Origin of the sequence: Pacificibacter marinus (assembly GCF_018860665.1) — a bacterium.
In the GTDB taxonomy this organism is placed as follows: Bacteria; Pseudomonadota; Alphaproteobacteria; order Rhodobacterales; family Rhodobacteraceae; genus Celeribacter; species Celeribacter marinus_A.
Map to the genome: position 1 here is coordinate 21,436 of NZ_JAHKPK010000038.1, position 23,899 is coordinate 45,334.

Annotated in this window: 17 protein-coding genes and 1 pseudogene; 8 read left to right on the top strand and 10 right to left on the bottom strand. The window is 52.1% G+C overall.

Annotation, left to right across the window (positions count from 1 at the left end; translation table 11 throughout):
- Positions 1 to 78: 78 nt before the first annotated feature.
- Complete coding sequence (locus KO497_RS11045; protein WP_354668112.1) at positions 79 to 5,919, top strand: GEVED domain-containing protein; 5,841 nt, start codon at positions 79 to 81, stop codon at positions 5,917 to 5,919.
- A 488-nt stretch (positions 5,920 to 6,407) separates the two neighbouring features.
- Here KO497_RS11045 and KO497_RS19465 read toward each other — a convergent pair whose 3' ends face one another.
- The 3 genes and pseudogenes from KO497_RS19465 to KO497_RS11060 all read right to left on the bottom strand — a co-directional run bounded on the left by KO497_RS19465 (position 6,408) and on the right by KO497_RS11060 (position 8,558).
- A complete protein-coding gene (locus KO497_RS19465; RefSeq protein WP_215944027.1) occupies positions 6,408 to 6,776 on the bottom strand; it encodes a response regulator in 369 nt (122 codons plus the stop codon).
- A gap of 335 nt (positions 6,777 to 7,111) precedes the next feature.
- Positions 7,112 to 7,636, bottom strand: a pseudogene (locus tag KO497_RS11055) (IS3 family transposase); the annotation flags it as partial.
- A 259-nt stretch (positions 7,637 to 7,895) separates the two neighbouring features.
- Positions 7,896 to 8,558, bottom strand: coding sequence for a TetR/AcrR family transcriptional regulator (locus KO497_RS11060; protein ID WP_215944028.1), 663 nt, complete (start codon positions 8,556 to 8,558; stop codon positions 7,896 to 7,898).
- Positions 8,559 to 8,737: 179 nt separating this feature from the next.
- Here KO497_RS11060 and KO497_RS11065 point away from each other — a divergent pair, with 179 nt between their 5' ends.
- From KO497_RS11065 to add, 4 genes are all read left to right on the top strand, one after another.
- Entirely contained in the window at positions 8,738 to 9,736 is a 999-nt protein-coding gene (locus tag KO497_RS11065; protein ID WP_215944029.1) for an HlyD family secretion protein, read from the top strand.
- Positions 9,737 to 9,740: 4 nt separating this feature from the next.
- Positions 9,741 to 10,958, top strand: coding sequence for an ABC transporter permease (locus tag KO497_RS11070; protein WP_215944030.1), 1,218 nt, complete (start codon positions 9,741 to 9,743; stop codon positions 10,956 to 10,958).
- The gene (locus tag KO497_RS11075; RefSeq protein WP_215944031.1) at positions 10,955 to 12,076 is read left to right on the top strand and encodes an ABC transporter permease; all 1,122 of its coding nucleotides are present in this window, start codon (positions 10,955 to 10,957) and stop codon (positions 12,074 to 12,076) included. The genes KO497_RS11070 and KO497_RS11075 overlap by 4 nt, the downstream gene beginning before the upstream one ends.
- 534 nt (positions 12,077 to 12,610) lie before the next feature.
- Complete coding sequence (gene add, locus KO497_RS11080; protein ID WP_215944032.1) at positions 12,611 to 13,630, top strand: adenosine deaminase; 1,020 nt, start codon at positions 12,611 to 12,613, stop codon at positions 13,628 to 13,630.
- Between the two features lie 4 nt (positions 13,631 to 13,634).
- Here the strand turns inward: add and KO497_RS11085 are convergent, their stop codons facing one another.
- The 7 genes from KO497_RS11085 to KO497_RS11115 are packed head-to-tail and all read right to left on the bottom strand — an operon-like array spanning position 13,635 to position 21,987.
- Positions 13,635 to 14,984 (bottom strand): amidohydrolase family protein, encoded by a 1,350-nt coding sequence (locus tag KO497_RS11085; RefSeq protein WP_252729628.1) that lies wholly within the window; start codon positions 14,982 to 14,984, stop codon positions 13,635 to 13,637.
- 8 nt (positions 14,985 to 14,992) lie between these two features.
- Positions 14,993 to 15,871: an aromatic ring-hydroxylating oxygenase subunit alpha gene (locus KO497_RS11090; protein WP_215944033.1), complete on the bottom strand. Its 879-nt coding sequence runs from the start codon at positions 15,869 to 15,871 to the stop codon at positions 14,993 to 14,995.
- 10 nt (positions 15,872 to 15,881) lie between these two features.
- Positions 15,882 to 17,300 carry an 8-oxoguanine deaminase gene (locus tag KO497_RS11095; RefSeq protein ID WP_215944034.1) on the bottom strand — a complete coding sequence of 473 codons (1,419 nt, stop codon included), beginning with the start codon at positions 17,298 to 17,300 and terminating at the stop codon, positions 15,882 to 15,884.
- Positions 17,297 to 18,232: an ABC transporter permease gene (locus tag KO497_RS11100; RefSeq protein ID WP_215944035.1), complete on the bottom strand. Its 936-nt coding sequence runs from the start codon at positions 18,230 to 18,232 to the stop codon at positions 17,297 to 17,299. The genes KO497_RS11095 and KO497_RS11100 overlap by 4 nt, the downstream gene beginning before the upstream one ends.
- 1 nt (position 18,233) lies before the next feature.
- On the bottom strand, positions 18,234 to 19,289 hold the full coding sequence (locus tag KO497_RS11105) for an ABC transporter permease (RefSeq protein WP_215944036.1): 1,056 nt from the start codon (positions 19,287 to 19,289) through the stop codon (positions 18,234 to 18,236).
- Positions 19,286 to 20,860: an ABC transporter ATP-binding protein gene (locus tag KO497_RS11110; RefSeq protein ID WP_215944037.1), complete on the bottom strand. Its 1,575-nt coding sequence runs from the start codon at positions 20,858 to 20,860 to the stop codon at positions 19,286 to 19,288. Before KO497_RS11110 ends, KO497_RS11105 begins: the two co-directional genes overlap by 4 nt.
- Before the next feature lie 2 nt (positions 20,861 to 20,862).
- Positions 20,863 to 21,987, bottom strand: coding sequence for a BMP family ABC transporter substrate-binding protein (locus KO497_RS11115; protein ID WP_215944038.1), 1,125 nt, complete (start codon positions 21,985 to 21,987; stop codon positions 20,863 to 20,865).
- 356 nt (positions 21,988 to 22,343) lie between these two features.
- Between KO497_RS11115 and KO497_RS11120 the strand changes: the two genes are divergently transcribed.
- Genes KO497_RS11120 through KO497_RS11130 form a run of 3 tightly spaced genes read left to right on the top strand, consistent with a single transcriptional unit; the run spans position 22,344 to position 23,889 of the window.
- Positions 22,344 to 22,607, top strand: coding sequence for a hypothetical protein (locus KO497_RS11120; protein WP_215944039.1), 264 nt, complete (start codon positions 22,344 to 22,346; stop codon positions 22,605 to 22,607).
- The gene (locus KO497_RS11125; RefSeq protein ID WP_215944040.1) at positions 22,604 to 23,272 is read left to right on the top strand and encodes a Rieske (2Fe-2S) protein; all 669 of its coding nucleotides are present in this window, start codon (positions 22,604 to 22,606) and stop codon (positions 23,270 to 23,272) included. The genes KO497_RS11120 and KO497_RS11125 overlap by 4 nt, the downstream gene beginning before the upstream one ends.
- Complete coding sequence (locus KO497_RS11130) at positions 23,269 to 23,889, top strand: glutathione S-transferase family protein (protein WP_215944041.1); 621 nt, start codon at positions 23,269 to 23,271, stop codon at positions 23,887 to 23,889. The genes KO497_RS11125 and KO497_RS11130 overlap by 4 nt, the downstream gene beginning before the upstream one ends.
- The last annotated feature ends 10 nt before the right edge of the window (positions 23,890 to 23,899 follow it).

Here is a 23,899-nt window from a genome sequence, read left to right on the forward strand (position 1 = left end):
TGCGCGCGGGTCATTCTCATCCCAAACGAATGTCTCGTCCTGAGGTCTATCATTTCTGGGAAACTCTGAGGTGCCCCCGTGAATAAGCCTTTGTCGCGGCTTTCCAAGTCTGCCATAAATATTAGTCTTTCCATTTTTTTGACGGGCTTCGCCCCTGCCAGTTCTGTGATGGCTGGCGAGTTTCAGGTTGATTGGAGCACGTTTGATTGGCCTGCCGGTTTTGCCGGACCCATCACACGCACATGGTCAGACCAATACGGTTTTGAAATTGATGTGGAAGCAGAACTGACAGGGACATTCGGAAGCTATCAAGATAGCGGTGGCGCATCGGTGCCAAGTCCGGATGACGTGGAATTTTTTGGCGGCAATATCGATTCTCTTATCGTTATCGGCAATGCGCCACAAAATGCGGGATCTTTGGGAGATGATAGGATCACGGCAACGGTGCGTGCAAGTTCCGGTGGCGTGGCTTTTCCTGTTGATAGTCTTGAAATTGATATACTTGATATTGACGGTGTGGATACCAATAGCACAAGCGATCGATGTGATTATGTGACTGGGTTCGGCAACAACGGCAATCCGACATTTTCAACACAGTCTGTTACGCCATCCGTTCTAGTTGGCCCAGGGCCTGGGTCGGGGTTCACAGGAAATCTGGGTGCGAACGAGGCTCAGTGTATTTACATAAACGGGCCTGCGGATTCGCCCACATCTGCGAACGATAATACGGGAACTGTGCGTGCCACGTTCCCCGACGGCACGTCAGAGGCCACATTCTGGTATGATGAGTCGATCCAGAATGTGAAAAATTACAATGCCTTAACCAACTATAATCCAGGTGCGCGCGGCATTGGGATGTTTGGAAATGTTGTCTTTACCGTGGATCAAAGCATCGATTTGACGCGATCGGTCTCTCCGAACTCGGGCATCGAAGGCGATACAATCACTTACACTTATGTTGTCGAAAATACTGGGGCTTTGCCTTTTAATACAGGACAAGACCTGTTCATCGAAGACAGTTTGTTGGGCACTGTTACTTGCCCTGCCATCGCGAGTCCAATTGCGCCGGGCGGCACTGTCACATGTACGGAAAGCTACACAGTCAACGCGGTCGATGTTCTAAGTGGGTCTGTTGATAGCTCTGCTACGGCGGGCATTGGTGCCATTGGCACGCCGTTTGTGTCGCGGCTGCAATCGAATGTTGAAAATCTAAGTGTTGTGACCAACGTGTTGACCAATTCCACGGGGCCGCGGACTTGCACGCCACAATCTGCTTTTGCTCAACCGCGAACACAATTGGCAGGAAGCGGTAGCGCATCGGCCTTAACCACTTCTGATATTTTCGTTTTCGACAACGTTACAACTGATATCAACGGTAACGATATCGATGCCGTTTTCCAACTGACAGCTATAAGCAACGCAACGAATATTAATTTGGGCACCTCGCTTGAAGCAACCATGGCCGCCGCGAACAATGGCTATGTCAATTATAAAATGCGTCTGGTGCAGGATGGAACGGCAACAGTGTCAGATCCGCTCGGCACGCAGGTTGAGCAAAGCCGCATAAACGGCGTTATCATTCAACAAACCGATGTGGACAGTACAAACACGGGGCAAGACAGTTCCGATGTTGTGGGGCCATTGTTAGCCCCCGATGGAATATCCTTTTTCAATACCGCGACAGTGACTGGATTTCCATCAGCAGGCCAAGCCATCGCGATGGATCCCGCCAAGACTGGGGACCCAAACGACTGGACTGATGAGGCCAATGAATCGAACTTTGATAACTATGTTACGTATGAGTACGACACCTTCGTTGAGGCTGAATTCATTCATGGTTTGACCGGTACATACACGCCTGAACGCCGTCGTGGTTCCGCATTTTTGATTTGTGCAATCAGTAATATTTCAGCCAGTGTTGTTGCTGAAGATGATGACTACACAGCTTCGCCGCTGAACTCTCTTGCTGGTGGTTTAGCTGGTGAGGTGATGTCAAACGACACTATAAACGGATTGCCGGCGGCCTTTCCGACTGCCACGCTCGAAGTGATCACTCCGGCCACAGAACAGTCGCTGGGCGCTCTGGTGCCCTATCTTGAAACCGCAGGTGCCGAGGCGGGCAGCGTCATCGTGCCATCAGGTGTGCCTGCTGGCTTTTATGAAATTGAATATGAGCTTTGCGATAGCCTTGATCTGGAACAATGCGACCGTGCAAAGGTCACATTGTCCGTATTCGAAGGGATCGGCGTCGATTTTGGCGATGCCCCTGCGCCTTATTTGCCTGCCTCGCACGGGGTAGGACTGGCCGCAAGCATCTATCTGGGGGCCTTGGCGCCGGACACTGAACTGGTCAATCAATCGGATGCATTCGCAACTGCGGATGATCTGATCGGCATTGATGACGAGGACGGCGTATTTTTCCCCGCGATGACGCAGGGCGTCACCACGACCATTGATGTGACAGTCGCCGGAACAGCCTATCTACAAGGGTGGATCGATTTCAATGGCGATGGCATTTTCGATGATACGCAAGATGAACGTATCGCCAGCAACCTTTTGGATGACGGCAATTTTGACGATGATATCGCGGGCGATGGCGTGATTCAGATTGACGTAAGCGTGCCAACGGATGCGACCACATCGTTAACATTTGCACGTTTCCGCTATGCCAGCCAGACCGACACCCCCTTTGCTGGTTTCGCGTTGGATGGTGAGGTCGAAGATTACTCTTTGGTCATAGCAGCCGCTGATTTGGTGGATCGCGGGGATGCGCCCGAAAGCTATGGTGATCCGCGCCACATTGTTGTGCCGTCTATTTATCTTGGAGCTGGCTTGCCTGATACCGAAGTCGAAACCCAACATAGCGAGAATGCAGATGCAGACGACCTCAATGGGTTGGATGACGAAGATTCCATCGCGGTTTTCCCCATACTCGAAGCAGGAACCACTGTGTCTTTGACGGTTCAAACCCATGAAACATTGTCGAACCTCTATGACGTTGGTGTACCTGTGTTGACGCCGGGTATCACCAATCTACAGGTCTGGATCGATTGGGATCAAAGCGGGACGTTTGAGACCACTGAACAGATTGCCGTTGATTACCGCGATGGTGGCACTGGCGACACCGATGGCGTGTTCAACAATCAAATCAGTTTGGACATTCCGGTGCCAAACACAATTGTCAGTGGTTTCACCTTTGCGCGTGTGCGGTGGTCCACGTCCAGCGCTGTCGCTGCAAATCCTTTTGATGGATTGAATTTTGACGGTGAGGTCGAAGATTACCAAGTACGCCTTTCTGCAGGCGCTGTACCGTTTATTTGTGACGGGACGCTTTACCGCGTGGTGGGGACATCTTCGCAATTGCAAGAGTTGGTCTTCACTGAAAATGGCACAGGGGGATTTACTATTACCGATGCAAATGTGGGGTCACCTGCAGGTGTCGATTACAACTCAGCTTGGGGATATAACGCTTTAGACGGTTTGTTCTATGGCGTGGACAATGGGACGCTAGATCTTGTGCGGCTCGATTCCTTGGGGAACTTCGATGTGATCTCTACAATTCCCGCCACTGCCTCTGTGGGCAGTAACGCAGGCGATATTATGGCAAGCGGTGTCATGATTTACCGCGTGAGTGGCGGTGGCGCATTTCAGTTGATAGACCTGTCTGACCCGTTCAATCCGCAGGATTTGGGCCTCATCACATATGCCGATACTTTAACTGTGGCCGATTTTGCCTTTAATCCGAATGATGGCATGTTCTATGGGATCAATTCCGCCACAGATCGCCTGTTCTATTTTGATCCGCTAGGTGGGTCCTCTGGCTCGACGTCCATCGTTGATTTCGGACCGGCAACCTTTACCGCAAGCTATGGCGCGGTTTGGTTTGACTTCTTCGGGCGTTTCTACATCAATCAAAACGATACGAATGATGTTTTGGAGGTTGATGTAGGCTTTGAAGGAGACGGAGACGGTACGGCAACCGTGATCGATACTCTGACCCTGTCGAACGAAAACCGTGTGGATGCCGCGGCATGTCCGTCTCGTTTTGGTCCGTTGCCACCCGAAGGTTCGATCCGTGGCCTTGTTTATATCGACAGTAATTTGTCGGGCAATCCAGATGGACCAGGAGAACCTGGTATCGAAGCGGTCACCGTGTCAGCCTATGATATGAATTCGACCCCGGATGATTTCTCGGATGATACGTTCATTTCGTCGACACAAACGGATGATCGTGGCCGCTATTCTCTTGATGGGCTGTCGGCGCTTTTGACCTATCGGATTGAAGTCGATGAAACAGATCCTGATCTCTCTGGTGCGCAATTAACGACCGAAAATCCCTATCCTGTCGTTCGAGTGACAGCCGGAAGTCGGACACGCGGATTTGATTTCGGCTTTGCGACCTCCGCTGATTTGTCGCTCACCAAGGTGGCACTTGATACGAATGCCGTGGTTCTGACTGAGGCGACTGAGGGGACGGAGATTGATTTCAATCTCACGGTCACAAATGAAGGCACCAGAGCCACGTCAGCTGTGCAAGTTCGCGATCTGTTGCCGAGCGGCTTTACCTATGTTTCGGACACGGCTTCGACCAATGGTGATACATATGATCTAGGGACCGGAATTTGGGATATCGGCGATCTGGCCGATGGAGCCAGCGTCAGCCTGACCATTCGTGCGACCATGAATGCAACGGGTGAACATACCAACGTGGCCGAAATTATTGCTTCATCTGTGGATGATCCTGACAGTGATCCTAATACTGGTCCTCTAACGGATGATTTTGCGGATGGTGTGGAGGATGACGATGAAGCCAGCGTCACCGTTGCGTTTGTTGGTGGCGGCTCTGTTCTTACGGGAACCGTGTTTCAGGACAACGGCGCAGGCACGGCGTTTGATGGCGTTCAAAATGGCCTTGAGGTCGGGACAACCGCAGCCAAAGTAGAGGCATTTAATGGGGCCGGCACCTTTATCGATAGTCCTGAAATTGCCGCCGATGGCACTTGGTCATTGACCTTACCCGACAGCTTTGCTGGTCCTGTAACCATTCAGGTCACAGCCGCGGCAACCCATCTGGTGATTTCCGAAACGCCTGCGGCACTGCCCTCTGGGGTAAACACCGATCCACGCGACGGGCAGTTCACCTTTACGCCTGATCCTAATGAGGATTATCCGGTGCTTGATGTCGGGTTGCTGAAACAAGCCCGTCTGCGCGAAGATCAATCTGCCGTCATCGGGGCCGGTCAAGTCGCTGAGCTACGTCATGAATTTATTGTGGACGCCGAGGGCAGTGTCGCGTTTTCTGTGACGCCTATTTCTGAAACCCCCGCAGGTGGGTATTCGCAAGCCTTGTTTGAGGACACCAATTGCGATGGTACGGCTGATACAGTGATTTCGGGCGCTTTGACGACATCTGCGGATCAACTGATCTGTTTGGTGCTCCGCGTTTCTGCGTCGTCCTCGATCGGCCCGAACGCCAGCTATGTGGTGCAACTCGATGCGGTAACGACCTATGGCGCGACCGGTGTAAGCGAGTTGGATCGCAACACAGATCGCCTGACCACGGAGTCCTCTACGGGTGCTTTGCGGTTGTACAAAACTGTACGCAATATCACCCAAGGCGGAGCAGAAGGCGTGCGCAATGGCGGGGCTGTTGGCGATGTGTTGGAATATCGTATTACGGTTGAAAACCCGTCTGCCTCGCCTGCAAGTGAGATTACAATCTATGATCGCACGCCGCCATACACAGAGTTGTTCGCACCGATTGTCTCACCATCCGCTCTTGGCGATATGATCTGTACGCTTATCGCGCCGTCCAGCAATACTGCCGGATATGCAGGCAATCTGGAATGGGACTGTGTCGGGGCTTTCTTGCCGGGGTCACGTGGGAATGTCGCGTTCCAAGTGCAAATTGCGCCGTAATGCAAATTTGGTTGGATGTAGGTGTCTTTGTGATGCGTGGATCGCCCCCAAACATACTGAATGTAAACGTATTTGGGGGGCGTTTGGCTGTCCACTCTGCCCCCGCCACAGTTTCATTCGTTTGGACATTGCTGCTTTAGTGAAGGCGAGATGGATCGTTTTGGTGCGGAAGTTTTCACTTTGCTCACTCGGTGATACCATCCGATAGAGTTAGGTTTTGTCTTTTTGGGGGCACGTTTTTGCTATATTTCTGCGTAGACGCGATAGATTCGGCGCGTCGGGAAGGTAGAACAAGACCGCCTCATATGACGGTATCGTCACTCTAGGCACAAAATATCGCGGGCCTTTAATTGAGCGATACGATGCAACGTTGCGCAGTCAATTGTTCTGGACGTGGCTCCGTACCTCGGTATTTCTCCTGATGTCGACCAAAACCTCAAACACCCTCCGCATTACGGAAGGTGTTTGAGGTTTCAGGATATTACTTTTCAGGATGCAACGAGTTGTCTCACTGTTGCGACTAGAGTGTCTGTGTCGCAAGGCTTTCTAAGCCACCCGTTCGCGCCAGCTTGTCTCGCACGATCATGGGTCTCGCTGAACTGCTCGCTACTGTGGACTAAGATTGGTAGGGTTGCATTGCCCGTATCGCGTCGAATTGCCTTGATGAAATCGATACCATCCATTCTGGGCATTCGAATGTCAGTGATAATAATATCGGGGGAAAGTGCCGTGACGAACTCGATGCCCTCTACACCATCACGGGCGGCATGAAATGTGAAGCCGGCCGTCTCGAAAGCTGCTTGAAGAATGGCAAGAATAATATCTGAGTCATCTACCCCCAGAACTCTCACAGTCATTTTACAAAGTTTCTTCGGATCATTCTGATACGCGTTCCAACGCGGACCTCTGAAAGGTGCCGGATACACGCGATATTCCCCTGTTCCCAGAGCAACTCTCCTTGGATCTGACTGTACTTACCAATGCTAATACAGGCAAATTCTTTGTGAATGGACGCTCTAGAGCGGGTCATACTTTTTCCAACGGCATCAAGCATAAGAAATATCCTTTATTCTTCGACTAACACTATATCGCAAAAGCGTGCGAGGGCTTCGTCTCTGAGGGATGTTGCTTGTAGGCTAAAGGATATAACGCAGTGGGCCTGTCGCGCTTTCGTGCCGCCCTCAGTGCTCGTTTAGGCCACCTTGCGTTCGAAAGCGAAAGGGCTTTTGCAGCCCAATGCTGAATGACGGCGGCGTGGATTTACGAGGCCGTTGATGTATTCGAAGATCGCCATCTCAGCCTTCCGCCGCGTCTCCCAAGGATGCCGCCAGATAAGTTCAGCTTTGATCACTACCCGGCAAGGTATTGCGCAGCAATGTCCCGAGAAGACATTTCTGGTTTGGAGCATCTGCGTTGAAGTCACGATCCAGAAGATTGGGCGCGATGTTGAACTTATGATTGCTATCCCCCTCTCGGCAGATTGCTTTGCAATCGCCTGCGGGGCAATGGTCGTGACCTTGTGTTTGCGTGTTCTGAAAACAGATATGTCGTTCTGGCGGATTAAGCGGCCCACACGGCGGTGATCGACGCTCAAGCGCTCTTCTGGTAACTCTTCAAGTCTGTAGCTTTCCATGCTCAAACGGTGCTGTTCACGGATAGCCAAGCGACTTTCTTCAACTGAAAGGAGTAGGCTGGACTGATGCTTGCGAAACGATGGAGGCATGGCGTCAATGCGACAACGAAAAACGACCGCGCAGCGTTATCAGAAATATCTGCCCGATAATGCAGGCATTCTCAGGTGGCGAAACCAGCTCGCATTGTTGAGAAAAGATGGAAAACTCTGACACTCATTGGCAGAAGGTTTGGGAGTAGAGCATGAATTGTCTCTCGGTTTTCAGGCCCAAGGCTACAGTCGGGTGGGTACGAATTGGTGATGGTGCAACGCTGACCGTTACTGGATTCTTTGCACAGGAAGCCTAAGAGTCCGTCACATTCGAGCATTTTAAAGCTTTCAAGGCAAAATGAGTACACTTATCGGACCAAGCAGAGATGTCAGAGGTCGTCCCATCGTAATTGGGGTTTAACAAGGCTTCCCTTTGTGCACCGTTAATCATGCTGCGTAGCAGTGCTGCCGCTTCGTAAAGGTCAACATCCTTCTGAGGTGCGCAGTCAGTAAATATTGCGACAAACCGGCGGTCAAATCCTTCTGCGACCGTTTGGATCGACGATAAGTAATTATCGCGGAACTCAGGGAATTGGGATTGTTCTGCAAATACGGCGCGGGCATTTAAAACGCCGCCCTCACCAAGGACAAGTTGCGAATAGGCACGTGACAGCGCGAGGGCGGCGTTTTCAGCGGTTGTTTCACGGGCAGGGGTGTCGAGATGTGCGATGCTTGTCTTGATTGCGTCATTTGCGACCAGTCGGAACAGGCTCGCTTTGTTAGGGACTGTTTTATAGATCGTGCGGGTCGACATGCCTGCCTTGCGGGCGACAGCTTCGATGCTGGTGCCTGCGTATCCTTCGCTTAGGAAGACCTCAGTCGCAGCCTTGATCAAAAGCGCATGCGTTTCTTGTTGCGTGCGCAGGGAAGGGCGGCCGCGTGGTCGTTTTGTGGTGGGTGCTTTGTCTTTTGTCATAGGGGCTCCTTTATCGCTTTATAAAAACGGAAACTTTCTTAAATCAAGGGGCGAGTGCTGCGTGTCCGGCATATGCGCACCAAACGCGTATGAAGAGTAAGTTTCTGGCTTGACATCGGAAGGTCCAACAATTTAGAAAACCATGATTTTCCAAATAACCCTGACGTCGAGGATATGTGATGAAACTAAACAAAACCGCTGTTATCGCAGTGATCGCCGTCGCAGGGGCTGCAGCCTATTTAGGGTGGACGGTGAACCAATCCGCGACTTACCTCGTGCAAGGCGAAGTCGAGGCAACGCGCATAGATTTATCAGCGATGATTTCTGCACGTATTTCGGAAGTGTACGTGGGTGTCGGGGATCGTGTGGCCGCGGGAGATGTCGTCATACAGATGGAAAGCGCGATACTAGATGCGCAACTTGTCGCCGCTCAAGCTGCACTTGAGGTTGCGCGTGCCAACCGCGATTTAACCTACTCCACCCGTCCAGAAACAATCGCCGCCGCTCAAGCTCAGTTGGAATCTGCACGTTCAAACGTGACGCTGGCGCAAAGCAGCTTTGAGCGTTTCGAACAGTTGCGCAGCGATTCCGTTGTGTCGCAGGCCTCCCATGATCAGGCCGCCAATAGTCTGACTGCCGCAATTCAAGCGCAAGCCGCAGCGCAAGCCAGTCTTGACCAAGCGCGCAATGGCACGAGCCCTGAACAAAAGGCGGTGTCTGATGCGCAAGTTAAACAAGCTGAAGCAACTGTTGCACAGACCACCGCCAGCGTAGATGAAATGACGGTGACATCCCCCATCGATGGTGAAGTGACTGCACGAACCGCAGAGCTGGGCAAGCTGTTTAGCGCAGGCGCGCCGCTGATTTCGATCGTGGATGTCGACCACGCTTGGTTTACATTCAACCTACGAGAAGACCTTTTGGAGGGGTTGGAAATTGGCCAACCATTGAAAGCCCGCATTCCTGCTTTGGGGGATGAGGCCGATCTGATCGATGCAACGATCACTGCCATCAATGTCCAAGGCAGCTATGCCAACTGGCGGGCCACGAAAGCGACAGGTGACTTTGATTTACGGACCTTCTCGGTGCGTGCAGACCCCGTTGAGACGGTCACAGGATTGCGCCCCGGAATGAGCGTTTTGGTGGACTGGCCCGCCGCCGCGCGCGCAGATCGATAAGCCAGTGACAGCCTCGCATCTTCCCCCCGGTTTTCGTCGCGTTTGGCGCCGTGAGTTGCGCCAGATTGCGACACGACCTGCACTTGCGTTCATGCTGGTGCCGCTGCCCCTGATCCTGTTTTTGGTGCTGGCAGTGATCTTTGCGCCGGGCTTGCCACGTGATCTGCCTGTGGCGGTTGTCGATCTTGATGGATCCACGATGTCGCGCCAGATTGTACGGATGGCCGATGCGGCCGCTGATGTTGAAGTTGTCGAACAGCTTGCATCGCTCAGCGAGGCACGGCAAGCGCTTGTGGCTCAGCGCGCCTATGCGATTTTGATGATCCCCTCAGGAATGGAGCATGACCTGTTATTGGGGCAAAATCCAGAAGTTGTGGTGTTTTCCAACAGCCAGTTTTTGACGGCAGGCGGGATTGTTGGGCGCAGCCTAAGCACGACTGTTTCGACGTTTTCCGCGGGTGTGTCCTTGCGCCTGTTAGAGGCTCAGGGCATCGGGACTGATCGCGCGATGGATTTGATTACGCCCATTCCTGTTCAGGCGAGTCCACTGTTTAACCCTTCACTCGATTACATCCAGTTTTTGCTGTCAGCGATCATGCCAACCGTCATGCAGATATTCATCTGTGCCACTGCGGTTCTGTCCTTTTCACGCGAACACCATTCCCCCAACGGCATGCCACGTCTTCAACGCATTGCAGGTTCGCCAACCCGTGCAGTTTTGGGAAAACTTCTGCCCTATACCTTTGTCGGCACGTTTGTTTTGTTGCTTGGCGATGTGGTGTTGTTTCGCTTTTTTGGCGCCAGTTTTCGAGGCAATATTTTTGTGTTTTTCCTCAATGGATTCATGTTCATTTTGGCCTGTCAGGCCATGGGGGCGTTGATCGCTTTGATTGCCAAGGACACGACAGGGGCGCTTGGGATGATGGGGCTTATTGTGGCACCGTCATTCGGGTTTGCCGGCGTTAGCTTTCCACGCTTTGGGATGACGCTTTTTTCCCAAATTTGGGGCGCGATCATACCGTTGACGCCGTACCTGCAATTGCGGACAGATCAGACCTTGCGCGGTGCGCCGTTAGAGTATTCCCTGTCGACGATGGCATGGTTGTTCGCTCAACTTGTGGTTTTCTCATCTCTGTTGTGGCTGATGACGCGTAAGACAATGGCGCAGACACCTGTAGTGAAAGAAAATATCACCACCGATCCCCAAGAGAGTAAGACATGATAAAGCTGCGTCATTTCCTTGCCGAGGTATTTGGGGTCATTCGGACGCTTTTGGCGGATGATAGTGCCAAATCCACGATGATCGTTGGTATTTTGATCTATAGCGTCCTTTACCCGCAACCTTATGTTGGCGAGGTGTTGCGTGATGTTCCTGTCGTCGTGATTGATCAGGACAATTCGACAGCAAGCCGAACCCTTGTGCGTGAAATTGACGTGACCGATTTGGTCGATGTGACCATGTCCGCGCCAGATATGAAAACCGCGCGGGATGCTTTTTATCGACGTGATGTGTACGGAATTGTCGTCATTCCTGCTGGCTTTGAGGCAGATATCCTTGCCAGCCATCCTGCGCCCGTGGCGGCCTATAGTGATGGCAGTTATCTGTTGATCTATTCCAATGTTATGCGAGCCGTGGCTACGGTTGCGGGGACGATGGGAGCACAGGTGAATTATGCGCGCCTCACCGCACAAGGCATCGATGACAGCACGGCGCGCACGATGCTTTCGCCCGTAACTGTCACAGATATTTCGGTTTTTAACCCGCAGGGCGGCTATGCTAGCTATGTTATTCCTGCGGCATTTGTCTTGATCTTGCAGCAAACCTTATTGATGGGGATCGGGTTGCTGCACGCGGGGCGCAGGCCACCAACTGGGAGGCGTTTGTGGGCAACGATTGCGGCCTATTTCGGTCTGTATATGATCTGGGTTGCGTTCACGCAGATGTTGATCCCCTATCTTTATAGCATTCCGCGTACTGGCGATTTGGTGACGTTATTTTTGATCGCTGTTCCGTTTATCTGCGCCTGTATTGCAATGGGATTTGCCATCGCGATGGCCATTCCTTGGCGCGAAGGGGTTGTATTTTTGCTTGTGGTGATCGGGATGCCGTTGTTCTTTCTATCGGGTATCTCGTGGCCTGTTGAAATGATCCCTGACCACCTGCGCACTATATCATTGCTTGTTCCGTCATCCTCGGCCATTTCTGCCTTTGTTGCAGTGGATCAAATGGGGGCCTCTGCACAGGACGTGGCCAAAGCAATACAGACGCAGATTGTTCTTGTGGTTGTCTATTCGGCATTGGCTGTGGTTCTTTCTCGGCTGCCCCACAACAGACGGTAGTAAATTCTTGGAAGACAAGAGGCGGGCACCCAAGTGTTCAAGATCAACCCGCCTTAATCGAACATTAGTATCCGAGTATGGTGCTGGCGCACAAATGCCAACTCATGGGACGCAACTGTGCAGCCTGATCGTGCATGTATAGTGCCGCTTAATCAAATACTTCGCTCAACCCTGCGAAGTCGTGTCCCAATCCTACTTCTGCTCCGATAAATACTATACTTTGTATAACCTCCTGTTCACAGGACGTTTGGTATTCGGGCTGTTTTTGCCCCCAAGCTTCAAAGCCAAAATGCGTGCCAGAGCGGCTGGCTTTGGCATGGTTGTGATTTTATCAATCAACCAAGGAACCTCAATCTTTCTGTGGTCTTTGATGAATTACAAGGCGAGTGGGAAAAATGATAGATTTTTGACGACATTCGAGGCGGCGATCCTTTCCATTAGAATTTGTGAATGAGACAGTTCATACGATGCAGTCGCGTGCTGTTTTACTGCAAATTCTACATGGATCGAATGGCTAAAGGATATGATGAGATAATGACTATGTATCAACGCCTCAAAGCGCTTCCCAAGGTTGAGATACATTTGCATCTGGAAGGGGCTATTCATCCCAAAACGGCGTTTGAACTGGCACGCAAAAACAATGTCGCTTTGCTGCCCTGTCATGCGCCTGAAGACTTATATGACTATGAGACCCTTGATGCGTTTCTCGCGGTCTATTCCGCCATTTCGCAGTCCGTCGTCGAGGTCGATGACTTTCGGCGTGTCACATATGAGATGCTTAAAGGAGCGGCCGACAGCGGGGCACGCCATATTGAGTTTTTCATTAGCCCTCATGCGCATGATGGGGTTCCATTTGCACGGCAATTCGAAGGTATTCGCGCAGGAATGAAAGACGCATTGACTGATTTCGGTGTGACGTCTTTGATTATCCCTGGAATGAACCGAGAGCTAGGCCCTGAACGGGGCGAGGCATATTTGGATGAAATTCTAGCCAACCGAGAGGACGATGTAGTTGGATTAGGCCTTGATTACTATGAGGCACCGTACCCGCCGGAACCTTTTGCAGGGGTGTTTGCCCGCGCGCGCAAAGAAGGGCTTAAACTGTCTGCGCATTGTGGTGAAGCAGGGCCTGCCTCTTATGTGCGTGGATCGATTGAAACACTTAAGGTCGATCGCTTGGACCATGGGTATAATATTGTCGACGATCCTGAGTTGATGGCGCAAGCGCGGGATTTGGGCATTATGTTTACCTGCTGTCCATCGACCACAAAATACACCACGCCACATCGTGATTTAACCAGTCCATCGCATCCTATCAGGCGCATGAAGGAAGCTGGGTTGGTGGTGCCGATCAATTCGGATGATCCGCCGATGTTTAAGACCGACTTGAACGCTGAATATCAGATAGCACTGGAAGACTTAAAATTTTCTCCAGAGGATATAAAAGCTTCGGTTCTTGCGACGATTGACCATGCTTGGGTTGACGATGCAACAAAACGGCAGTGGCGCACAGAGTGGGCGGCGGATATCGACCGCGCGATCGCATCTTTATAGAAAATCACTTTAATCGGTTGATCGCATCGGTCCAGACGCAGGCAATGTTGGGCTTGGATACCGTATAAAGAAGCTTTTCCAGCAACAAATCCCCAAGATTTTGCGGCGTGTCTTCTGTCCAAATGCGTACAGTGCCATCGCGGCGTGTCGGATCAATGGCGATGGCATCGAATTTCATGCCCGGTTCAAATGTACCAACGGGCAAGCCGAGAGCTTGGCCGCCGCCACGTGTCGCAAGGAAAAACGCCTCGCGAAAATCTATTCGCCGATCTTTTGTGCCACGGATCTCAGATTCAATCTGTGCCTGCACACCTGTTTCGCGCATACGTGCCGCGCTGATGCCCATGCGCGCCGTTTCCCAGAGCGATCCAGATGGTCCGCCAGAAATATCAGAACCAAAACCAACATGAAGCCCTTTGTCTAAGGCGCGCCGTAGCGGAAAAACAGCCCCTGCGAAATAGGCGTTTGATAGGGGGCAATGAGCCACGCCTGCGCCATGTGTCACCATCAAATCCATATCTTTATCCGACAGATGCGTGCCATGAGCAAAAACGGCATTGTCGCGCATAAGGCCAAAACGTTCAAAGGCTTCAGAGTCAGAACAGCCACAGCGATCTTGAACATAACCATGTTGCCAATCGCTTTCTGATATATGGCTTTGAATATGCGCCCCAGTTTCTGCCGCGAGCTGTCCCAGACCTTCAAGACAGGCATCGGTACACGACGGAATAAAACGCGGCGTGATGACGGGAAACACCATGCCGTCATTATCAGGCAGGGAGTTGATATGGTCGATCACAGCGCGGGTGCCGTCGATGGCGGCCTGTGCTGAGGCATCACGGTAATCTTGCGGGCACTGATTTGGGTCGTCCATGGCGACTTTACCGACGAGCGCCCGTTGCCCTTTGATCAGACAAATTTCGGCCAAGCGTTGTGTGGCGGGCACATGGACCGTTGCGAAATGCAGCGCTGTTGTTGTGCCAATCGCCAACATATCGTCGATCAAGGCGGAATACACATGCTCGGCATAGGTAAGATCGGAAAATCGTGCCTCTAAGGGAAAGGTGTATGTTTGCAGCCAGTCCTCAAGTGGAACATCCAGCGCTGTTCCAAGTTGAGCGTACTGTGGGGCATGGACGTGTAAGTCAACGAGACCAGGGATCAAAATCCAGTCTTTGGGTAATCTGACGGCTTCTCTGGGGTCCCCATTTGCCTCAATAGATACAATGGTGCCGCGTTCATCAAGCGTTAGAACCGCGTCGTGAAAGGCTTCTATCACGCCGATCTGTGGTGCGTGATACCCAGAGAATAGGACTTTGCATCCACGTAGGTCGTTGATGTTCATTTGTGTCATGTCTTGTCTTAGGCTACGTGATTTTCGGGCAGAGCAGGGCCAAGTGTCGTGCCGTAAACGCAGCCTTTTTCTTTTAGCCAACGCCGATAGGCGATAGATGTGGCATCTGCGCGGGTCGGTGTCTCAACGCGTGCTTCCAATGGCAAAAGAAGTGGGCGCTGGTTTTCAAGGATGATCCGGTCTTGTAAAAAAATGACCTGTTGAAAGGCGATTAAGTCGGCGTCGCTGCTATCGACATCCAATAAGAACATCACAGGATGAGCACGAGACAGCCCCGGTTCCATCGGTTGCACAAACAAGCAGATAACATCCCAACGTGTTTGTGAAATGGGGCAGGTTTTGTACAACAGCACCGTAAACGGCGTGGTTACGCGGTAGATGTAATCGGTGCGCAGGGGCTCTGTTGCTGATTTCGCAGCGAGCGGTTGAGTGAAAACACAATCCGTTGCCCAGACTTCATCAACGTCACGTCTGATTTCACATTTGTATTTCTCGACTTCGGAATGTGCTTCGGATCCCAAAATATCTTTGTGGACAAACGGAAAATGCGCCATGTCTAAAAAGTTCTCAATCACACGTGGCGCAGAAGATCGGACTTTGACAGCCCCACAAGGCACATAGCGACGATCGGCTTCTTCGGCTTCAGGAATATCCGGTACGTCTGTGTTAGGGAGGCCCAATGTCGACCAAAGATAACCGTACCTTTGGCGCATAGGCAGGGACCGATTGCCCTTGGCTTCACATGTTGTAACCAAAGGGGCGCTGCCGCCGGAAATAGTGAGATCAACACCCAAAAGTCGCGTGCGCATACCGGATTTTGGAATATCCGCGAGGTTTTGGATGCAATACCATTGATCGAGTGTGGATTTGTCCAATGTCTGAGTCATAGGGTATTTCTCATGCGTAAATTCGATCCATTGTTTGGGCATGGTCGTGCATTGCTGCATCAATATCCAGACGGGTAAAGGCTCCTTGTTCGATCACAGGGATACCGTTGATGAAAGAGTAATCCACATTAAATGGCCCGCACATAACAAGTGCAGCCAAGGGATCACGCTGCGTGCCGGCCATGCCAAGCTGTGTGCGCTTGACGGCGATCAAATCGGCGGATTTTCCCGGTGCAATCTGTCCAATGTCATCACGGCCTAATATTTTTGCCCCGCCGCGTGTCGCCATCCAAAGCGCCTCGCGCGCCGACATCGCCGCAGGTGTGCCGCCAAATCCGCCGCGTCCCCCCGGTGTCTCAGATAAGTAGCGATCCGGCGCGACACGTTGCAAGAACTGCGCAAAGCGGACTTCGGAAAACATGTTGGAGGTATCGTTTGAAGCTGACCCATCTACGCCAAGCCCGACTGTGACCCCTGCATCCAACATTTCGCGTGCGCGCATGATGCCGAGTCCGCAGCGCATATGAGCGGAGGGGCAAAAGGTTGCACCGGTTCCGGTTTCGGCAAAGGTTTTGATTTCTGAGCTGTTTAGGAAAATGGAATGGGCAAACCAGACATCCGGCCCCAACCAGTCGCAACTTTCCGCATATGCCACAGATCGCATGCCATAGGTTTCTAGACAGTATTCTTCTTCGGATAGGACTTCGGCGATGTGAGAATGCAGTCGAACCCCTTCATAGGTGCGCGCCAAAGCCGCCGCATCTTTCATCAAACCTTGCGTGACAGAAAAGGCCGAACATGGCGCAAGGACGATCCGCGTCATCGCATGATCTGACATGTCGTGATAGGTGCCAATCAGGCGTTCGGCGTCTTTCAGGATATCTTCTTCCTCTTCTACGCAGCTGTCCGGTGGCAATCCACCTTTGCTTTCGCCACGGCTCATTGCGCCGCGTGCAGCGTGAAAACGCATGCCCACTTCCTGTGCCACACGGATGGGCGTGTCGAGGGTGCAATCGTTCGGCATGATATATTGGTGATCCGAGCTTGTGGTGCAGCCTGAGATGATCAGTTCTGCCATCGCCATGCGCGATGCTGTGGCCATCGCGCGATCATCCAGCCGCGCCCAAATCGGATATAGCGTCTTAAGCCAGACAAACAATTCGTCATCTTGAACCATAACGCGGGTGAGGTTCTGATAAAAATGATGATGCGTGTTGACCATGCCTGGCATCACCACGTGATCCGACAAATCAAGCACACGATCCGCTGTGCGCTCTGCGCCCTCGGGGCAGTCCGCCATAGGGCCGCAAGCGATAATGATATTGTCGCGGATCAGGATAAACCCGTCAGAAATTTCCGCACCTGCATCACGGTTAGGCCCGTCAAATGTGGCAAGATGAGAGATGTGTTTGAAAAGAATAGATGTCATCTTTGATCCCTATAATAAGGCGCAGTGATCCCCTCGGGGGCGGCCATAAGGCGGCGCATACGTTGCCATGTAATCACTGGTAAAATCATCAAAGCCATCGTCCCGAGGTAAGGTAACATTGATAATATTGAGGATGCGATAGGCCAGTTGCGGGCCTGACCGGTAAAGCCGAGCGCTGTGACAAAGCCAAAGAGCAACCCTGCCAGCACAGCATTGATGGGTCTGAAACCGGCAAAAATAACAAGAGCAACAGCAATCCAGCCGCGCCCCGCGACCACGCCTTCCGACCAGCTTGGAACAAAGGATAAAGTGAGATAGGCCCCAGCCCCTGCGGCCAATGCAGACCCCAATGATGTGTACCAAAACCGCATCTTCATCACAGAAATACCCGCTGCATCAGCCGCCGCAGGGTTTTCGCCAACGGCCCGCATATTCAGGCCATGGCGTGTGTAAAACATCATGTAATGCAACGCCAAGGGAAGCGCGAGAAAGATGACATAGACCAATATGTTGTGGCTGAAAAACGCACGTCCGAAAAATGGTAAATCGGACAGTAACGGAATGTGAAGATCCTCAAATGTTACGGGCACGGGTGAGCCGGAAAACGGTTTGCCGATCGTGGCGGCCATGCCTGTTCCGATATAAGTCAGGGCGAGACCGCACAGAATTTGATTGGCTCGTATAATCACCGTTGCGGTTGCAAAAATCATGCCAGAGCAAAATCCCACAAAAAGCGCCACAAAAAGCCCAAGCCATGCAGATCCTGTGCTGACAACTGTCGCCACAGCAGACATGGCGCCCAGTGCGATCAAGCCTTCTACGCCAAGATTAACAACCCCGACACGTTCGGCCAAAACTTCGCCCAAAGCCGCTAAAGCTAAGACGCCTCCTGCAAGGAATGCGGTTTGAATCAGACCTGCAATAATATCCATGTCAGATGTCCTTCACTTTGGGATGTAGAATTTTGTAATGGGCCATTTCGTCGCCGATGGCGGCGTAGAGAAGGATAAGGCCAGTCACAGCCAAAACAGTATGAGTGGTTAACCCTTGTGACTGCAAAACAATGCCGCCATTCAAAAGAACCGCCATGAAAAATGCTGTAGCCAAGACGCCGATGGGAGCAGCCCGTGCGAGCACGGCAACCATAATACCGATATAGCCGTAATTGTTCGATATACCGCCTTGCAAGCGTCCCACCGTTCCAGCCACTTCCATCATTCCGCCGAGCCCTGCAATCGCACCGGACAACAGCATGATGCCGATCAATTGGGTTTTTACCGGCATGCCTGCATAGCGAGCTGCCCCCGGATTGGCGCCTGCGATCCGCACTTCGTATCCCCAACGTGTATAGGTTACAAAAAGCGCCAATGCGATTGCCAGAAAGATGCCGACGAGAGGCCCCCAATGCACAATCCCCCAAAGGGCAGGCACAGACACAGGCAGTCGTGACGTTGTCGCCAAAGCCATGCCCGACGGATCAAGCCATGGGCCCGTCGCGACCCAATAGACCAATAATATGGCGACGAAATTCATCAAAAGCGTTGTGATAAGTTCTGAAACATCAGCATAAGCACGCGCCAATGTCGGGATCAAAATCCACAGCGCGCCGCCGACCATTCCCGCAAGGGCCATCAAAGGTAGGATGACCCAAGTCGGCCCCTGTACAAACAGGGCAACACCCGTTGCACAAAATGCCCCGAAATTGAACTGGCCTTCTGCGCCGATATTCCATGCACCAATGCGTAAGGCGACAGCAACGGATAGGCCGCAATAGACCAAAGGCGAGAACAAAAGGGCCAGATCCTCTAGGCCGAAAGACGATCCAAAGGTTGCGGAAATGACCTTTGCTCCCAAGGCAACCGGACTGCGCCCACTTATCGACAAGGCAATCGCAGTGGTGAAAAGGGCTAAAAGAACCGAAGCCACCCGAAAGGCAAAGGCCACGCGCGGCGTGGCAATTGGCATGCGTTGAAGGCGTATCAAGTTCATGTCAGATCCTCCTGCCGTGTGCCGCCCATCATCAAACCGATTTGTTCTACATCGGCGTCTTTTGTGGGGATAATGCCCATGATTTCACCGTGAAACATCACGGCAATTCGGTCAGAGAAATTCATCAATTCTTCCAGTTCCTCGGAAATAAGAACCACGGCGACGCCTTGGTCGCGCAACTCAATGAAATAGCGCATCATCGTATTGATCGCGCCAACATCGAGCCCACGAGAAGGGTAGGCGGCAATCAATATTTTTTCTGCAATCCGCATTTCGCGCCGCGCAACAAGCCGTTGTTGATTGCCGCCGGACAGATTACGTGCAGGCATATTGAAATCAGGCACCATCACATCGGCGACTCTCGCAATTTCACGGGCCAGATTGGCCGCACCTTTCGGTGAGAACCAGCCTTTGCGCGTCAATGGCGGTTGAGCATATTCACGCAAAACAGCGTTGTCCGTGATCGACAAGGTCGGGGCCATGCCGGAATGAAGACGATCTTCCGGGATGTGGCCGATGCCCGTTTGCGCCATGGTCCGTGCGCCAGCTTTTGTGACATCTTTACCATCAAGGGTCAGCATGCCAGAGCTGGGCGTGGAAAGACCGGACATGACGTAAGTCAATTCGCGTTGCCCATTGCCGGCAATCCCAGCGATGCCAAGAATCTCTCCTGCGGCCAGATCAAACGATATGTTGTTCAGAACCGTTCCCTGATCTGTCGTCAGGCTAATATCTGACAGATTAAGAATGGGAGCGGTTTTGATTGAAGGCGCTGTTTTTTTCTGTGTCTCGGTCAAGACGATTTCCCGTCCGACCATCAACTGCGCAAGGCTATTTTCTGTGCAAGTGTCCGTCCATTCCGTTGCCACTTTTTTACCCCCGCGTAACACAGTCACGCGGTTGGACACTTCCATCACCTCGTCAAGTTTGTGCGAGATGAAAATAACCGCATTCCCACGCGCCACAAATGCTCGCAGAGCTGCAAAAAGCTCGCGCGCTTCTTTGGGGGTCAACACGGCGGTGGGTTCGTCAAGGATAAGAAGTTTGGCATCACGTGCAAGAACGCGGAGAATTTCGACGCGTTGTTGTTCGCCCGTGGATAGGTTCGCGACGATGGCTTCGGGTTTCACCGCCAAGCCTAAATTTTGTGCAAGTGCGTGAGTGCGGGATTCTAAGTGGCGCTTTGAAATACATTTCGGGGTTTGAGGCCATCCGAGGTGAATGTTTTCAGCCACGGTAAACGCGCGTACCAACTTGAAATGCTGATGCACCATGCCAATGCCCGCGTCTATCGCATCCGTGGGCGACGAAAAATCACGCGCATGGCCTTCAATGATCACTTCGCCCGCATCCATTTTGTAGATGCCGGTTACGATGTTCATCAAGGTTGATTTGCCCGCGCCGTTTTCCCCTAAAAGGGCGTGAATTTCACCGGGGTAGACATCGATATCGACATCTTCATTGGCGATAACACCAGGGAAATATTTGCTGACACCTTTCAGTGCCAAAATAGGTGGCGTCCCGGGCGTTAACCCGAGACGCTGTTGGATCGATGCGGTTTGCCGCGCCATCTTTACGTGTCCAAACCTGACACGCCCTCGATGGACCAATTCCAATGATAGAGCTCTTGCTCGGTCATTGTTTCACCTTTGGCGACTTTGACGTTGCCTTTGCTGTCCTTGATTTCGCCTAAGAACGGGTTGAAGGACCCGTCCATGATTGAGGCTTTGACAGCATCGGCTTTTGCGGCGACATCCGCAGGGACAGTTGCGCCCCATGCGTCGACATCCACGCCACTGCCGAAGGGCAGAAGGTCTTGGGTCGGGGTCCATTCGCCAGCAAGACGGCGGCGGACTTGTTCGACATAAAAGGCTTTAAAGTCCACGATGATTGATGAAATATAGGCGTTAGGGCCATAGCGGCGCAAATCGGTGTTCCACATGACGGCTTTAGCGCCACGTTCTTCCGCAACTTGCAAATAACCCGCTTCATCCATGATACCAAAGAGCACGTCACAGCCATTATCGATCAAAGCTGTGCCGGCCTGTGTGGCCGCTTGCGGGTCAAACCAGCTGTTGATCACGATGGCTTGCAGTGTTGCTTCGGGGTTGACCGTCCGTGCGCCCATAAGGAAAGCATTGGTGCCAGAATAGACTGAAGGCACAGGGAAAGATGCAACATAACCCAATTTTCCAGAGGGTGACATGGCCCCCGCAGCGATCCCCGCGATGTAGGATGGGTACCAATGCGACACATAGTAAGTGCCAAGATTTTCGAGTGCGCTGCGGCCGTCACATTCATAGAATGCAACGTTTGGCGCACGATTTGCGACGTCATATAGGAAGTCGCCGTAATTCGATGTGGCGAAGACCATGTTGGCGTCATCGGCCACGAATTGACGGTAAATACGCGTGGCATCCGCTGAATAGGGGATGCTTTCAACATAAGATGTGCGCAGCTTGGGGAATGCCGCTTCGACAGCTTTCATGCCTTGGTCATGCGCCCAAGTCCATCCCTCGTCAGAGGTTGGGCCAGTGTGCCCAAAAGCGATATGTGCATTTTCTTCTGCGACCGGGGCGAGTGGGGCTGCTGCATGTGCAGGCTGGAGAAGGCCGGTTTTAGGCAAAACAAGGCCTACGCCAGCTGCGACACCCATGTTCAAAAAGCCGCGGCGGGACAGGGATTTGGTCGAAATCATAAGGAAGAACCTCTTATCTGTTTATGCTGCCTCATCCCCTTTGTGTGACCATTAGGGATGAGGGCGCGACTGAACGCGCTTAGATGGAATGTTTGGGTGCCAGCGTGATGCGCCAGCAGCCAAACCTCGAAATTCGTGTCAGCGACAAGGCGGTTTGTCCGTCTCATCTTTGTGTGTGACACCACGTTTCCAAAAGTAAATGATGCTGAATAGAGGCTAAGTTTGCACCTCAATGTTGCTTATAGAACAACACTTGACGGTTGTGGAATTCGCCTCTCTAAGTGATTCTGATATTAAACATTCAGTCGTTGCCTCTGTGTTTCTTGGGGCTTTCTTGTGGGATGCTGTGCGCGCATATGAAAATCGAACAGGTCAAATTTACATTTAAGGGCGATTTGCTTGCTGCGAGCTTCCTTGAATTTGCAGAACACCGCGCGCGGCGCTTGTCGGTGCAACTTGTCACGCAGGACCAAAGTGACACCTGCGCGAAAATGATCGTGACAGGGCAACCAGATTTGGTGGATGCATTTGAAATGGCTATGAGCCTTGGGCCACAAGATTGCGTTGTTCACGATGTTTGGCGTGACGAAATGCTGATAAAAAAAGGAATGTCTTTATGACGCAGACCGTGGAAGTTCTGTCACAATGGGTTCCGATCGCCCTATCAAATATGATCGAATCTGGCACATCTGCTGGCGTGGTTGCCAAAGGCGCTGAGATTGTCGTTTGGCGTGACTCCTCTGGCGTTGCGCATGCTTGGGAAGATCGTTGCCCTCATCGTGGTATGAAAATGAGCTTTGGGTTCGTGCGAGGCGACCACATTACCTGCCTTTATCATGGCTGGGAGTATGATCAGAGCGGTACGTGCCAATATATCCCTGCCCATCCTGAGGTTGAGGTTCCAAAATCTATCTGTGTTGCCCGATATGGTGTGGCCGAGGCGGGGGGGCTCATTTGGGCGCAATTGCCGCTTGGGTCAAGTGAGAGCAGCTTCGCAGGTTTGCCTGCTATGGAAGGGGTGAAATCCGTATACATTGACGCCTCAGATGCGACTGTTTTAGCCGTCTTGCGCAAGCAGGGCTGTGCTGATGGTGATGTCGCGAATGTCGTGATCTTGGAACGTGATGGAGCCACGATGACCATTGGTATTCAACCCATCTCAAGCGCCCAATGTGCGCTACATATTACTGTGCCTGAAGGCTGTGCGGGCGATGTAAGGGAATCTATTCTTGATTGGAGCGAGGAACTGCGACGCAGCATCGAAGAGCTGGAGGTCGTGACATGATCTTACATAATTATGATCTTTTTGAGAATTGCTATCGGGTTCGTTTGGTCGCATCTTGTGCTGAAGTGGCGCTGGAACTGATCAATGTGGACGCCTTTCCCGGCACAGAAGAAAAATCCCCTGAGTACTTAAAACTAAACCCGATGGGGCGTCTGCCTATTTTAGAGGACAATGCGCTGGTTTTGCGTAATCTTTCAGCAGTTCTAATTTACGTGGCGGAACAAGATATCGATAAACGATTCATACCTGATGAGGCAAAGGACCGCGCTCGGATGATGGATTGGCTGGGATTCGCTTGTGATGATCTTGCTGTTGCGGTGCAGGCACGCGCTGTCGCCTTGCTGGATGCGGCGGGGGATGTTGCTGAATTACGTGCGCAGGCGCGGGCGTTATTTCGTATTCTGGACGACCATTTGACGCGGCAGTCTTTGAGAGGCGAAAATTTTGTGGCGGGGGATGTGCCCAGTTTGGCAGACCTCGCGCTGTTCCCAGCTTTCGCACTCAGTCGAGATTTTAATCTTGATCATGATGAGTTTCCTGCACTACGTCTTTGGGCGCGCAGAATACGCCTGTTGCCAGGTTTCATAACGATGCCGGGAATTCCTGACTATCATTAGGCCAGACTAC

What these genes read in the sequence shown, in the direction of transcription:
- KO497_RS19465 (WP_215944027.1), bottom strand. Translation starts at nt 6,776, where the DNA reads ATGACTGTGAGAGTTCTGGGGGTAGATGACTCAGATATTATTCTTGCC.
- KO497_RS11060 (WP_215944028.1), bottom strand. Translation starts at nt 8,558, where the DNA reads ATGACAAAAGACAAAGCACCCACCACAAAACGACCACGCGGCCGCCCT.
- KO497_RS11065 (WP_215944029.1), top strand. Translation starts at nt 8,738, where the DNA reads ATGAAACTAAACAAAACCGCTGTTATCGCAGTGATCGCCGTCGCAGGG.
- KO497_RS11075 (WP_215944031.1), top strand. Translation starts at nt 10,955, where the DNA reads ATGATAAAGCTGCGTCATTTCCTTGCCGAGGTATTTGGGGTCATTCGG.
- add (WP_215944032.1), top strand. Translation starts at nt 12,611, where the DNA reads ATGACTATGTATCAACGCCTCAAAGCGCTTCCCAAGGTTGAGATACAT.
- KO497_RS11085 (WP_252729628.1), bottom strand. Translation starts at nt 14,984, where the DNA reads ATGACACAAATGAACATCAACGACCTACGTGGATGCAAAGTCCTATTC.
- KO497_RS11090 (WP_215944033.1), bottom strand. Translation starts at nt 15,871, where the DNA reads ATGACTCAGACATTGGACAAATCCACACTCGATCAATGGTATTGCATC.
- KO497_RS11095 (WP_215944034.1), bottom strand. Translation starts at nt 17,300, where the DNA reads ATGACATCTATTCTTTTCAAACACATCTCTCATCTTGCCACATTTGAC.
- KO497_RS11100 (WP_215944035.1), bottom strand. Translation starts at nt 18,232, where the DNA reads ATGGATATTATTGCAGGTCTGATTCAAACCGCATTCCTTGCAGGAGGC.
- KO497_RS11105 (WP_215944036.1), bottom strand. Translation starts at nt 19,289, where the DNA reads ATGAACTTGATACGCCTTCAACGCATGCCAATTGCCACGCCGCGCGTG.
- KO497_RS11110 (WP_215944037.1), bottom strand. Translation starts at nt 20,860, where the DNA reads ATGGCGCGGCAAACCGCATCGATCCAACAGCGTCTCGGGTTAACGCCC.
- KO497_RS11115 (WP_215944038.1), bottom strand. Translation starts at nt 21,987, where the DNA reads ATGATTTCGACCAAATCCCTGTCCCGCCGCGGCTTTTTGAACATGGGT.
- KO497_RS11120 (WP_215944039.1), top strand. Translation starts at nt 22,344, where the DNA reads ATGAAAATCGAACAGGTCAAATTTACATTTAAGGGCGATTTGCTTGCT.
- KO497_RS11125 (WP_215944040.1), top strand. Translation starts at nt 22,604, where the DNA reads ATGACGCAGACCGTGGAAGTTCTGTCACAATGGGTTCCGATCGCCCTA.
- KO497_RS11130 (WP_215944041.1), top strand. Translation starts at nt 23,269, where the DNA reads ATGATCTTACATAATTATGATCTTTTTGAGAATTGCTATCGGGTTCGT.